Here is a 12738-nt window from a genome sequence, read left to right as displayed (position 1 = left end):
TCGGGACGGCTTCGCCGCCCTGGCATGACGGTCAGACGCGATGGCCGGCCGCGATGATCTTCTTCAGGAAGCCCTGCGTTCGTTCCTGCTTGGGATGGCGGAAAATCTCATCGGGCTTGCCCTCCTCGACGATCCTGCCGCGATCGAAGAACAGCACGCGATCGGCAAAGTCGTGGGCAAAGCCCATCTCATGAGTGACGAGCAGCATCGTCATGTCGGTTTCGGCGGCGAGCTTGCGCATGACGTTGAGCACCTCCTCGACAAGCTCAGGGTCGAGCGCCGACGTGACCTCGTCGAACAGCATGATCTTGGGCGACAGCGCCAGCGCGCGGGCGATCGCGACGCGCTGCTTCTGGCCGCCGGAAAGCTGTGCCGGCATGCTCTTCGCCTTATCGGCGAGGCCCACCATGTCGAGCAGCTCCATCGCCCGTTTTTCGGCGGCGGCTCGCGCCACGCCCTTGGTCAGCATCGGCGCCAGCGTGACGTTGTCCATGACGCATTTGTGCGGGAACAGATTGAAGAGCTGGAAGACCATGCCGATCTTCTGGCGCATCTTGGCCAGGTGCCGCTCGTCGGCCGGCACCAGCTGCCCGTTGCGCTCCATGTGATAGAGCTGCTCGCCGTCGATCTGGATATGGCCGCCGTCGATCTTTTCCAGCGTCATCAGGATGCGCAGGATCGTCGTCTTGCCCGATCCGGATGGGCCGATCAGCGCCAGCTTCTCGCCTGGCATGACCTGCATCGACAAGCCGTCCAGCACCTTGAAGGCGCCGAAGCTCTTCGAAATGGCGTCGACCTTGATGATGGGCGCGGGCAATCCATTTCCCCGTTCTGAAGCGGCCTATGCTCCTAACGATGCGAAACGCGCTAAATCATGTCAATTAGGAAAATAATATCATGACAATTTTTCGAGCGCTGCACAATTTCAGGGCAATTGGCGATCCGCTTTTGCATCAGATGGCGAGCAGAAGATGCTCCGGATCGCCCAGCAGGAGCTTGGCGACAACGCTCAAGCCCGAGCGCAGTTCCCCTTCGGTGGTCGAGCCGAGCGAGATGCGCACGGCCGGATGCCACGGCGTGTCGGCGATGCGGAACGACGTGCCCGGGGCAATCGCCACGCCGCGCAGGCGCGCCTGCGCAACGAAGCTCTCCTCGGCGCGGTCGCCCGGCAATTCGAGCCACAGATGCAGCCCGTCGCGATGGGAGCGATAGTCGACGCCGGCCAGCATTTCGGCTGCGATTTCCTGCCGGCGTCTCAACGCCCCGCGTTGCCAGTCGACCAACTCAAAAGCCGTGCCGTCATTCACCCACCGCGTCGCGATTTCCGCCACTATCGGCGTCGCCATCCAGTTCGAGACGAGATGGCGGTTGGCGACCGCCGCGACATAGCGGTCGGGCACGGCGAGATAGCCGATCCGCAGGCCGGGCACGGTTATCTTGGTGAAGGAGGTGACGTAGAGCGTCCGCTCGGGCGCGAAGGCGGCAACCGCCGGAGGCCGGCCTTCGACGAGCGGCCCGAGCACGTCGTTCTCGATGATGGCGATGTCATGTTTGCGCGCGACCGCGGCGATCTGCTCGCGCCGGCTGTCGTCCATCAAGCTCGCCGTCGGGTTGATGACCGAAGGCTGGACGAAAACAGCGCGAATGTCGGAGAGACGGCAGGCCTCGTCCAACGCTTCCGGGATCAGGCCGTTGCCGTCGATCGGCAGGCCTTCGAGGTTGAAGCCGAGATAGCGGGCGAGCGGCACCAGCGTGTGGTGGCCGATCGCCTCGGTGGCGACCGTCGAACCGGGCGGTGCGACGCTCATCAGCGCTACCGTCATGCCGGCGGTGGCGCCGTTGGTGAGGCTGATGTTCTGCGGTGAGGCGTCGAGGCCGCAGAGCTTCAGCCATTCGACCGCCACCGTGCGATGACGCGGGAACACCATGTTCGGCCGGAACGACAGCGCCGAACTCGACGGCAGGTTCTCGGCCAGCCACCCCAACGCCTGCTTCAGCTTCTCCAGATGCATCGGCTCGCAGACCGGCTTCAGGATCGAGAGGTCGATGACCTCGCCCAACCGTTCCGGGAGGTAGGGCGGCTCCGGCTCGCGGCGCTGCGTCTGCACGAAGCTGCCGCGCCCGACCTCGCCGGCAATCAGACCGCGGCGGATCAGTTCCTCATAGGCGCGGCTGACCGTCTGGACCGAAAGTTTCAGGTCGTCGGCAAGCCGCCGGTGCGTCGGCAGTCGCGCGCCATTGGCGAGCTTTCCGTCATGGATGGCGCGCGCGAACTGATCGGCCAGCGAGAGGTAGGCCGGGCGGCGGATGAGCGCAGGATCTGGCTGCCATAATGTCATGACTTTATTAGAGATCGAAATCAGTGCAATTGACAATCGAAATAATGCATCGTCATGGTGTCCGGAACAAAAACTGGAGCCGGCATGGCGGCAGCAAAACTCGATCCGATCGACCTCAAGATCCTTGACGCCATCCAGCGCGACGGGCGCATCACCAAGCTGGCGCTGGCCGAGAAGGTCGGCCTGTCGCCGACGCCTTGCTGGATGCGGCTGCGCAAGCTGGAGAAGGCCGGCATTGTCTCCGGCTACCACGCCGCAATCACCATGCGCGCGATCGCGCCGGTGGCGACCGTGCTGATGGAGGTGACACTGGCCAGCCACCGGCAGGCCGATTTCGACCGTTTCGAGCGGGTCATCCGCGACGTACCCGAGATCGTCGCCTGCTGGTCGGTCGGCGGCGGCGTCGACTATGTGCTTAAAGTGATGGCGCGGGACATCCACGCCTATCAGCGGCTTGTCGACGCCCTTCTGGAACGCGAGATCGGCATCGACCGCTACTTCACCTACATCGTCACCAAGACGGTGAAGGAGGAGTCCGTGGTGCCTGTCGCCGACCTGTTGCCAGGCTGAAGCCGGAGAGATCGTCTGGCCCGGCGGGCCATGGGAGACAATCTCTCTCCTGGCGGCTGCCGAAAAAGCCTCTCTGTCTCGGTCGCGCGGCTAATCTCTCCGCATCGCCTTGGCACCGGGAGACAAACGATGTCCGCGCATTTTGCACGCCCACACCGCCACGAAGCACTGGATCGTCTCGCCGATCGCCGGCTGCTGCGCGATCTCGGCTATATCGGGGGCCATTGGACCGCCGGCGACTCGGCTGCGAGCTTCGCAGTCACCGATCCGGCCACCGGCGCCACAGTCGCCTTCGTTGCCGCCCTCGGCGCAAGCCAAACGGCGGAGGCTGTCGACGCGGCAGCGCGTGCCCTGCCGGCCTGGCGCTCCGCGCTGCCGCAGGAGCGCTCCGGAATCTTGCGAAAATGGTTCGAGCTGATCGTCGCCGCCAAGGACGACCTGGCGCTGCTGATGACGCTTGAACAGGGCAAGCCGCTAAAGGAATCGCTGGGCGAGATAGACTACGCCGCCTCCTTCGTCGAGTGGTATGCCGAGGAAGCAAAGCGCCTCAATGCCGAAAGCGTCACCAGCCATTTGCCGAATGCTCAGATGACCGTTCGCCGCGAGCCGCTCGGCGTCGTCGGCGTCGTCACCCCATGGAACTTTCCGTCGGCCATGCTCACCCGCAAGGCCGCTGCGGCGCTTGCCGCCGGCTGCACCGTGGTGGCGCATCCGTCCTCGGAAACGCCGCTTTCGGCGCTGGCGCTGGCCGAGCTCGGCGAGCGTGCCGGCCTGCCCGCCGGCGTCTTCAACGTTGTCACCGGGGATGCGCGCACCATCGTCGGCGCGATGTGCGCTGACGCCCGGGTGCGCGCCATGAGCTTCACCGGTTCGACCGACGTCGGCCGGCTGATTGCCGCGCAGAGCGCGCCGACGATGAAGCGACTGGTCATGGAGCTCGGCGGCCATGCGCCGCTGATCGTCTTCGGTGATGCCGATATCGAAAAGGCGGTGACGATCGCCCTCGACGCCAAATTCGCCACCTCCGGCCAGGATTGTCTTGCCGCCAACCGCATCTATGTGCAGCGCCAGATCTATGACCGCTTCTGCGCCGCCCTCGCCCGTCGCATCGAGCGTCTGCGCACCGGCAACGGGCTTTCACCCGACGCCGATATCGGCCCGCTGATGCATGAGCGCGCCGTCAAGAAGGTGGAGGAGCAGGTCGCAGACGCGCTGGCTCGCGGCGCGCGCTGCCTCATCGGCGGCAAGCGCCATGCGGCCGGGCCGCTGTTCTATCAGCCAACGCTGCTCGTCGATGTGCCGGACGAGGCGCTGATCATGCATGAGGAAACCTTCGGCCCGGTCGCCGCCGTCACCCCGTTCGACGAGGAAGCGGAAGTCGTCGCCCGCGCCAATGCTACCGAATATGGCCTTGTCGCCTATGTCGTGACCGAGAACGGCGCGCGCCAGGCGCGCATGGGTCGCGCGCTTGAATACGGTATGGTCGCGATCAACCGGGTGAAGATCACCGGCGCGCCGATCCCGTTCGGCGGAGTCAAGCAGTCCGGCATCGGCCGCGAAGGCTCGCGCCATGGCCTCGAAGCCTTCACCGATCTGAAATACCTTTGTCTGGACGTCGCCTAGCGCACGCCGGAAGAATTCCCTGCAAGGAGAAAAAAGATGCTCGAACAGTCCAACGAACTTTCGGCCTGGGATCGCGACCACTTCTTCCATCCCTCGACGCATATGGGCACGCATGCGCGGGGCGAGTCCCCGGCACGCATCATGGCCGGCGGCGAAGGCGTCACCGTCTGGGACAACACCGGCAAGAAGAGCATCGATGCCTTTGCCGGCCTCTATTGCGTCAATGTCGGCTATGGCCGCCACAAGATCGCCGATGCCATTGCCGATCAGGCCAAGAACCTCGCTTATTATCACGCCTATGTCGGGCACGGCACCGAGGCCTCGATTACGCTCGCCAAGATGATCATCGACCGCGCGCCGAAGGGCATGTCGAGGGTCTATTTCGGCCTCTCCGGCTCCGACGCCAACGAGACCAACATCAAGCTGATCTGGTATTACAACAACGTTCTCGGTCGGCCGGAGAAGAAGAAGATCATCTCGCGCTGGCGCGGCTACCACGGCTCCGGCGTCATGACAGGATCGCTGACCGGGCTCGAGCTGTTCCACAACGCCTTCGACCTGCCGCGCGCGCCGATCATGCACACCGAGGCCCCCTATTATTTCCGCCGCGCCGACCGCTCGATGAGCGAGGAGCAGTTTTCGCAATATTGCGCCGACAAGCTCGAGGAGATGATCCTTGCCGAGGGCCCGGACACCGTCGCGGCCTTTATCGGCGAGCCGATCCTCGGCACCGGCGGCATCGTGCCGCCGCCCGCCGGCTATTGGGAAAAGATCCAGGCAGTGCTGAACAAATACGACGTGCTGCTTGTCGCCGACGAGGTGGTGACCGGCTTCGGCCGTCTCGGCACCATGTTCGGCTCCGACCATTACGGCATCAAGCCGGACCTGATCACCATCGCGAAGGGCCTGACGTCTGCCTATGCGCCGCTTTCCGGCGTCATCGTCTCCGACAAGGTCTGGCAGGTGCTGGTCAGGGGTTCCGACAAGCTGGGCTCGCTGGGCCACGGCTGGACCTATTCGGCGCATCCCATCTGCGTCGCCGCGGGCGTCGCCAATCTCGAACTGATCGACGAGATGGATCTGGTGAGGAATGCCGGCGAGACCGGCGCTTATTTCCTCGCCGAGCTGGCCAAGGCCGTCGGCGGCCACAGAAACGTCGGCGAGGTCCGCGGCGACGGCATGCTGGCTGCGGTCGAGTTCGTCAGGGATCGCGACGATCGCGTCTTCTTCGATCCGGCGCTCAAAGTGGGCCCGCAGATCGCCACGACGCTCGCGGCAAGCGGCGTCATCGGCCGCGCCATGCCGCAGGGCGACATCCTCGGCTTCGCGCCGCCGCTTTGCCTGACGCGCGAGGAGGCCGACACCATCGTCGCCAAGACCGCCGACGCCGTGAACAGCGTGTTTGCCAGCCTCTGAGGCAATCCAGGAAAGGTGTGAAACGGTTTTCCGTGGGGAATTGCGCGAAGGCAAAGGAACAGATTGACATGAATGCCATGACCAGAACCGTCCCGGCCACGATGGCCGCCGTGCAGCTCACCGGCCACGGCGGCCTGGAAAAACTCGTCTACCGCACCGATGTGAAGGTGCCGTCGCCGGCTGCCGGCGAGGTGCTGGTCAAGGTCAGCGCCTGCGGCATGAACAACACCGACGTGTGGGTGCGCCAGGGCGCCTATGGCACGGAAGAAGATGCGGCCGCGGTATCGACCTGGCGCCGGCAAGGCAACACGCTGACCTTTCCTCGCATCCAGGGCACCGATACGGTCGGCACCATCGTCGCCGTCGGTGACGGCGTACCCGCCGAGCGCATCGGCGAACGCGTCATGGTCGACTTCTCCATCTACAACCGTGACGACGATTCGCTTGCCGACATCGACTATATGGGCCACGGCCGTGACGGCGGCTATGCCGAATACCAGGCGCTGCCGGCCGAGAACGCGCATGTCGTCGATACCGATTTGAGCGATGTCGAGCTCGCCACCTTCTGCTGCGCCTATCTCACCGGCGAGCAGATGCTGGAACGTGCAGGCCTGAAGGCCGGCGAACGGGTGCTGGTCACCGGCGCCTCCGGCGGTGTCGGCTCCGGCATCGTGCAGCTGGCGCGGGCGCGGGGCGCCATTCCCTATGCCGTGGTCGGCAAGGGCAAGGAGCAAGCGGTGCTCGACATCGGCGCCGAGAAAGTGATCACGCGCGGCGTGGCCGACCTGCCTGCCGCCGTCAACGAAGCGACCGCTGGCCAACCCATCGACGTGGTCGCCGATCTTGTCGGCGGCGCCATCTTCAATGATCTGCTGCGCATCCTGCGGCCCGAGGGACGCTACACCACCGCAGGCGCCATCGCGGGGCCGGTGGTGCAGTTGGACCTGCGCACCATGTATCTCAAGCAGCTTCAGCTGCACGGCTCGAGCCAGGGCACCAGGGCCGATTTCCGCCGCATCGTGCGCTACATCGAGGAGAAGAAGATCCGCCCGCTGGTCGGCGGCGTCTACAAGCTGTCGGACTTCCACCGCGCCCAGACCGACTTCATGGCCAAGGACTTCGTCGGCAAGCTGGTGGTGGTGCCGGACGCGATTGCCGACACGAACAAGTAACGGCCGATGGCGGCGGCCGTTAGTTGACCTTCGCGGTCAGCCCTTGCGCTCCTGAAGGATGTTGCCGCCATCCACGACGAGGACGGCCCCGTTGACATAGCTGGCGCCGTCGGACGCCAGGAACAGCACAGCCGCAGCGACCTCCTCCGGAGTGCCGGCGCGTCCAAGCGGCGTGTTTTGCGCCGCGAGGAGCTCTTCCGGCGTCGAGGCGCCCGTCGCGATCCAGCCCGGCGCTACGGCGTTAACGGTGACGCCGCTGCGGCCGACCTCCAGCGCAAGCGCATGCGTCAGCCCGACCATGCCTGCCTTGGCGGCGGAATAAGCGGCCTCGCCTTCGTTGGAGACGTAAGGGCCGGTGACCGAGGCCATGTTCACCACGCGTCCATGACCGCGTCGGACCATGCCGGCCAGAAATGCGCGTGTGGCAAGGAATGTGGTCTTCAGGCTGACATCGATGCCGCGGTCCCAGTCGCTCTCGCTGAGATCGAGAAATCGCCGCTGCAGCGCCGGCTGGGCGACTGTTCCCATCCCGGCATTGTTGACGAGGATATCGATTTCGCCGACCTCCGAGCAGAGCCGCTCGACATCCGCTGCACGCGTCAGATCGGTCACCACCGCACGAACGTCGAGCCCCTCCGCCCGCAGCTCTTCAGCGCGCTGCTCGACGCGATGCGACGAGGCGGTGATCGCGACCGCAAGCCCGGCGTCTCCGAGCGCACGCGCCACCGCGGCGCCGATGCCGTCGGCGGCGCCCGCGCCGGTCACCAGCGCCGTGCGGGATTTGCGAAACATGGTCATGAAGCCTCCCAGGCGATGACGCCAATGCCGCGAGTCAGTAGCCGGCGCTGATGCCGAAATCGATCGAAAGCGCGGCCCCGGTGATCGGCGCCGCGCCGGGCTGGCAAAGATAATGGATGAAGGAGGCGATCTCTTCCACGCCGATGAACCGTGCTCTTTCCCCTTGCGGGTAGTGCCCAAGGAGCCGGCGCTTGTAGCCGTCCGGGTCATCTCCGCCATAGGTCCTTGCCTGATACTCGATCATCGGCGTCGCCGTGTCGCCAGGACAGACGGCGTTGACTCTGATGCCGTGCGGCGCAAGCTCCAGGGCGAGAGCCTTGGTCAGCAGCACCAGCCCGCCTTTGGAGGCGCAATAGACCGCCGCGCCGTTGTTGCCGACGATGCCTGCGTCGGAGGCGATGTTGATGATAACGCCCTGCACCGCCGACAGGTGCGGAATGGCGGCCGAGATCAGGAAGAAGGCGCCTTTGAGATTGACGTCCAGCACCAGGTCCCATTGCTCTTCGCGGACCTCGCTTGCCGCTCCCTCGAGCCAGACGCCGGCGGCGTTGACGAGAATGTCCAGGCCGCCTCCCCATTCGCGGGCCTTGTTCACAACCTCTCGGCAGGCAGCGACGGAACGGATGTCGAGCGGCAGACCGATCGCGTTCGTACCGGTCGCGGCAATCCTTGACACGGCCTCGTCGAGTTTCGCGCCGGGAAGGTCGGCGAGCACGATCCGCTCACCGTCAGCCGCAAGGCGCAGTCCCGTCGCAAGACCCATTCCCCCGGCGCCGCCCGCGATCAGGACGGTTCTTGCAGCCATTCGATAACCTCCGCTGTGCGATGAGCGTTGCGGCGAGACACAGTCCGGCATCCGAACCACGTCGGAGAGACATCTCGCATGCGCCACGCCGGACAAACAATGATCACAGCACCGAAGCCATTCGCTTCGCGATCACCCCAGCTCCAGCGTCGTGATGCCGAAAACCTTCGACGGCACATTGCCTGGTTTGCCGCCCCGATACATGCGGGTCGTCGTGAATCCGGGGACCATGCCGACAGCCTGAAGCACGGCGGTGAAGCCGATCTGGGTGGCCGGCACGTCGATATGCAGCGCCTCGCCTGCCGTCCTTCCCGTCAGTTCCGCCATCAAAGCCAGGGCTGTCTCCATGTCGTCCGCGAACAGCGGACCGATCTTGAAACCTTCGCGGCATCGGCGCGCCACGCCGTAGCCGGCAAGGCCGGTCGAGCCAGTGGACATCATCGCGATCCGGGGCGGCCGCAGCCATTCCCGCAGGAAGGCCTCCCGAGGCGCCGGAAAGCACTGGCGGTCATAGGCCAGGATCTCGGCTGTCTCGGCGGCCTCAACGGACCGGATTTCCCGCCCCCCGGTCAGTCCCGCCGGACGACCGCTGAAGCGGACGGTCTCATAAGCCGGCACGAACCCTTTGTGTTGGTAGTTGGCCCGCTGCTCGGCTACGCCGTCGAGGCCGACAATGCGGTCGCCGAGCCGAGCCATGCCGGCATCCCAGACCGCCTTGCCATGGCCTTCACCGCGCCGATCGGGCCGGCAGATATAGAGGCCGATGAAACCGAACTCCGCGCCATAGGCGACGGCCGAGATGCCGGCCACCATCTCGCCGCCGACGATGGCACCGACAAATCCTTCCGGATCGGCGGCCCTGAGCGCGGCGGCATCGCCGATGCCCGGATTCCATCCCTCCCCCGCCGCCCACTCGACGAGCGTTTCCACCTCGCTGGCGGTCAGCGTCCGGATCGTTCTCGGCATGGCTTCACTCGGCGGCGGCCTAGAGGCAACGGATTTCAAGCCTCCAGGATAGGTCGCCGCCAGCAGGTTGCAAAGACCGGTTTTGGACGTTGCCGACCTGTCCACTCACGAAGCCCAGGCGTCGATGCTACTTCGCCGATTCGGCGAAGAGGCCGCCCATTGAACGCTAGACCGTCGAGCGGATTATTATCCGGGTTTTTCGAATCGATGCAAAGGGTTAGCAAGAACGCGCCGAAACATCAGCTGTTGTTCCAATGGGTAACTGGACACGACCGTGGAAGGCGGGGAATCTTCTTTGGTCGTTGCTTCGAATTGAATGGAGTGCCGCAGGAAATGCCCTTGAGCGCCGAAGAAATCGCCAGTCATCCGGCAGCTCTGCGCGGTGTCAAGGAGCAGTCGCGCGCGCTCATCCATATCTACGAAACCAGCCCGCGCCTTGCCGCCGTTTTTGCCACCCAGCAGCGCTGGCTACTCGGCCATGTCGGACTTGCGCTGCATTTCAGGCGCGACCCCGATGACCGCCGCACCGAAATGACCGTAGCGCGTTTCATCGAGGTCGTGCGCCGCAATTCAGTTGCCAGCCGCAACACCGCCGAAGCGTTCGTCAAGGAAATGCTCCATTACAACGTCGCCGAATACATTTCGTCGCGTGGCGATGGCCGAGCTCATCCCTTGCGGGTGACCGCGGCCACCATCGAGACCTTTACCGGCTGGATCCATGCCCATTTGCGAACGCTCGACCGCATCGATGGCGGAGCCCGGCTGACGACTTTCCTCGAACACCCCGATATGCTGGCCAAGCTGCAGCCATTGATCTGCGACGGATTGCTCGCATCCATTCCGGTGCGGGAACCCCAGCAAACCTTCTCGTTGTTCATCTGGCTCAACAACGGCGGCATCGTCATGGACTGGCTGATGTCGGGTATCGATCCGGAGGACGCCAGCCTCGAGAAGATTCCGACCGGCGTCATTTCGATCAGCGAATTCGCGCATTGGCTGAAACTGTCGCGCACGCATCTGGCGCGCAAGCTCCGCGACGCCGAGGCGCTCGGCAGCATCGGCTGGGTCGGGCAGCGCGGACATTCCGTCATGTGGGTGTCGCGGCAGTTCTTCGACGAGTATATGGCCGTTCAGGCAGCCAAGCTCGCGATCGTCGACGCAGCCTTCGAGGCGTGTTTTTCCGGAGCGGGCGAAGGCTGAGCGCCGCGGCGCCTGCTCCGAGCTTGCCGTGACGGCGCGCAAAGAGACGCGCCGTTGAGCCGCTTCGACGATGACGCGGCGCTCAGAGCAATTCCAGGATATTGCGAAACGGTTTTCCGTCCGGAATTGTCAAATCAAAGAGATAGGGCGGTTTGCCGTTTCCGTGAAACGGTGAACCGCTCTATGTCCTCAGTCGATGTCGAAGGATACGCCTTGCGCCAAGGGCAGGGCCTTCGAGAAGTTCACCGTGTTGGTGGCGCGCCTCATATAGGCCTTCCAGGCGTCCGAGCCGCTCTCGCGGCCGCCGCCGGTTTCCTTCTCGCCGCCGAATGCGCCGCCGATCTCGGCGCCCGACGTGCCGATATTGACATTGGCGATGCCGCAGTCCGAACCGTCGACGCCGAGAAAGCGCTCCGATTCCTGCAGGTCGCGGGTGAAGATCGAGGACGACAGGCCGGCGCCGACCGCGTTGTGCAGGTCGAGCGCCTCGTCGAAATCGGCATATTTCATCACATAGAGGATCGGCGCGAAGGTTTCTTCCGTCACCGGCGAAACCTGCTTCGGCATTTCGACGAGCGCCGGATGCACATAGTAAGCATCGGGATGGCCGTTCTCGAACCGCTTGCCCCCGGTCACCTTGCCGCCATGTGCTTCCGCTTCTTTCAATGCCTTCTGCATATTGTCGAAGGCGGCCTTGTCGATCAGCGGACCGACCAGCGCCGAGGTCTCCAGCGGATTGCCGACCGAAACGCTCTGATAGGCCTTCTTCAGGCGCGGCAGCAGCGCGTCATAGACACTCTCATGCACGAACAAACGCCTGAGCGTCGTGCAGCGCTGGCCGGCGGTGCCCATGGCGCCGAACGCAATGGCGCGCAGCGCCATGTCGAGATCGGCGCTCGGGCAGACGATGCCGGCATTGTTGCCGCCGAGCTCGAGCACCGCGCGTGCAAAACGCTTGGCCAGCCGCGGACCGACCTCGCGGCCCATGCGGGTCGAGCCCGTGGCCGAGACCAGCGGCACCTTCGGATGGTCGACCAGCACCTCGCCGACGGCGCGGTCGCCGATCAGCACCTGGAGCAGGCCTTCCGGCGCATCGGCGCCGAAACGCCTGGCGGCGCGCTCGAAGATCGCCCCGCAGGCAAACGCCGTCAGCGGCGTCTTTTCCGACGGCTTCCACACCACCGCGTCACCGCACACGAGTGCAAGTGCCGCGTTCCACGACCACACCGCGACGGGGAAGTTGAAGGCCGAGATCACGCCGACGACGCCGAGCGGATGCCAGGTTTCCATCATGCGGTGTCCAGGGCGCTCGGTGGCGATGGTCAGGCCGTAGAGCTGGCGGGAAAGACCGACCGCGAAATCGCAGATGTCGATCATCTCCTGTACTTCGCCGAGACCCTCGGACGGGATCTTGCCGACCTCGATCGACACCAGCCGGCCGAGCTCCGCCTTGTGAGCACGCAACTCCTCGCCGAGCAGGCGCACCAGTTCGCCCCGCTTCGGCCCCGGCACCAGCCGCCAGGCCTGGAAGGCATTGTGCGCGGCATCGATAGCCTTGCCGGCATCGATCGCCGAGATCGACTTCAGTGCCGCGATCTGCTCGCCCGTCACCGGGCTGCGCACGATGAGGTCGCCGCCGGAAAGCGTATCCTTGGCGACGCCAAGTTTCTCCAGAAGTGAGGCCGTTTCCTTCGCAATCGTCATGTTTGTTCCTTTTCAGATCTCGCCTTGGATATGGCGAGCGTCGAAGCCTTGCGCCACGTCTTGTCGCCGCCCTGAGGCACGACGGCGCTTTCATGGCGTGGCATTACTCGTTTCAGGGAAAAACCGCCACCCCGGGATGGTCCAA

General features: G+C 64.8%; 11 protein-coding genes. 5 read left to right on the top strand and 6 right to left on the bottom strand.

The window, feature by feature from the left end:
• Window positions 1–31 precede the first annotated feature (31 nt).
• Together ehuA and ehuR are read right to left on the bottom strand one after the other, a co-directional pair.
• Window positions 32–817, bottom strand: a complete 786-nt coding sequence (gene ehuA / locus P9254_RS26190) for an ectoine/hydroxyectoine ABC transporter ATP-binding protein EhuA (protein WP_067326178.1) — start codon at window positions 815–817, stop codon at window positions 32–34.
• 136 nt (window positions 818–953) lie between these two features.
• Window positions 954–2339 (bottom strand): MocR-like ectoine utilization transcription factor EhuR, encoded by a 1386-nt coding sequence (ehuR, locus tag P9254_RS26185; RefSeq protein WP_127246040.1) that lies wholly within the window; start codon window positions 2337–2339, stop codon window positions 954–956.
• An 84-nt stretch (window positions 2340–2423) separates the two neighbouring features.
• Between ehuR and P9254_RS26180 the strand changes: the two genes are divergently transcribed.
• From P9254_RS26180 to P9254_RS26165, 4 genes are all read left to right on the top strand, one after another.
• A complete protein-coding gene (locus P9254_RS26180) occupies window positions 2424–2909 on the top strand; it encodes an Lrp/AsnC family transcriptional regulator (RefSeq protein WP_278054632.1) in 486 nt (161 codons plus the stop codon).
• Between the two features lie 129 nt (window positions 2910–3038).
• Entirely contained in the window at window positions 3039–4532 is a 1494-nt protein-coding gene (locus P9254_RS26175) for an NAD-dependent succinate-semialdehyde dehydrogenase (protein WP_278054634.1), read from the top strand.
• Window positions 4533–4568: 36 nt separating this feature from the next.
• On the top strand, window positions 4569–5948 hold the full coding sequence (locus P9254_RS26170) for an aspartate aminotransferase family protein (RefSeq protein WP_127246042.1): 1380 nt from the start codon (window positions 4569–4571) through the stop codon (window positions 5946–5948).
• Window positions 5949–6016: 68 nt separating this feature from the next.
• Window positions 6017–7120: an alcohol dehydrogenase family protein gene (locus P9254_RS26165; protein ID WP_278054635.1), complete on the top strand. Its 1104-nt coding sequence runs from the start codon at window positions 6017–6019 to the stop codon at window positions 7118–7120.
• A 36-nt stretch (window positions 7121–7156) separates the two neighbouring features.
• On the opposite strand, the gene P9254_RS26160 is transcribed toward P9254_RS26165, so the two are convergent.
• The 3 genes from P9254_RS26160 to P9254_RS26150 form a co-directional block, all read right to left on the bottom strand.
• Entirely contained in the window at window positions 7157–7918 is a 762-nt protein-coding gene (locus tag P9254_RS26160) for an SDR family NAD(P)-dependent oxidoreductase (RefSeq protein WP_127239526.1), read from the bottom strand.
• Between the two features lie 34 nt (window positions 7919–7952).
• Entirely contained in the window at window positions 7953–8723 is a 771-nt protein-coding gene (locus tag P9254_RS26155; protein WP_278054637.1) for an SDR family NAD(P)-dependent oxidoreductase, read from the bottom strand.
• 132 nt (window positions 8724–8855) lie between these two features.
• A complete protein-coding gene (locus P9254_RS26150) occupies window positions 8856–9689 on the bottom strand; it encodes a GNAT family N-acetyltransferase (RefSeq protein WP_278054639.1) in 834 nt (277 codons plus the stop codon).
• A gap of 333 nt (window positions 9690–10022) precedes the next feature.
• On the opposite strand from P9254_RS26150, the gene P9254_RS26145 reads away from it, so the two are divergent.
• Window positions 10023–10889 carry a hypothetical protein gene (locus P9254_RS26145; RefSeq protein ID WP_095777194.1) on the top strand — a complete coding sequence of 289 codons (867 nt, stop codon included), beginning with the start codon at window positions 10023–10025 and terminating at the stop codon, window positions 10887–10889.
• A 189-nt stretch (window positions 10890–11078) separates the two neighbouring features.
• Here the strand turns inward: P9254_RS26145 and amaB are convergent, their stop codons facing one another.
• Window positions 11079–12593: an L-piperidine-6-carboxylate dehydrogenase gene (gene amaB / locus P9254_RS26140; RefSeq protein ID WP_278054642.1), complete on the bottom strand. Its 1515-nt coding sequence runs from the start codon at window positions 12591–12593 to the stop codon at window positions 11079–11081.
• Window positions 12594–12738: the final 145 nt, after the last annotated feature.

Origin of the sequence: Mesorhizobium sp. WSM4983 (assembly GCF_029625765.1) — a bacterium.
Taxonomy (GTDB): domain Bacteria; phylum Pseudomonadota; class Alphaproteobacteria; order Rhizobiales; family Rhizobiaceae; genus Mesorhizobium.
This window is presented reverse-complemented; position numbering and strand designations above follow the sequence as displayed.

Bases quoted from the DNA above. Each gene is read 5' to 3' on its own strand.
- ehuR (WP_127246040.1), bottom strand. From the start codon at position 2,339: ATGACATTATGGCAGCCAGATCCTGCGCTCATCCGCCGCCCGGCCTAC.
- P9254_RS26180 (WP_278054632.1), top strand. From the start codon at position 2,424: ATGGCGGCAGCAAAACTCGATCCGATCGACCTCAAGATCCTTGACGCC.
- P9254_RS26175 (WP_278054634.1), top strand. From the start codon at position 3,039: ATGTCCGCGCATTTTGCACGCCCACACCGCCACGAAGCACTGGATCGT.
- P9254_RS26170 (WP_127246042.1), top strand. From the start codon at position 4,569: ATGCTCGAACAGTCCAACGAACTTTCGGCCTGGGATCGCGACCACTTC.
- P9254_RS26165 (WP_278054635.1), top strand. From the start codon at position 6,017: ATGAATGCCATGACCAGAACCGTCCCGGCCACGATGGCCGCCGTGCAG.
- P9254_RS26160 (WP_127239526.1), bottom strand. From the start codon at position 7,918: ATGACCATGTTTCGCAAATCCCGCACGGCGCTGGTGACCGGCGCGGGC.
- P9254_RS26155 (WP_278054637.1), bottom strand. From the start codon at position 8,723: ATGGCTGCAAGAACCGTCCTGATCGCGGGCGGCGCCGGGGGAATGGGT.
- P9254_RS26150 (WP_278054639.1), bottom strand. From the start codon at position 9,689: ATGCCGAGAACGATCCGGACGCTGACCGCCAGCGAGGTGGAAACGCTC.
- P9254_RS26145 (WP_095777194.1), top strand. From the start codon at position 10,023: ATGCCCTTGAGCGCCGAAGAAATCGCCAGTCATCCGGCAGCTCTGCGC.
- amaB (WP_278054642.1), bottom strand. From the start codon at position 12,593: ATGACGATTGCGAAGGAAACGGCCTCACTTCTGGAGAAACTTGGCGTC.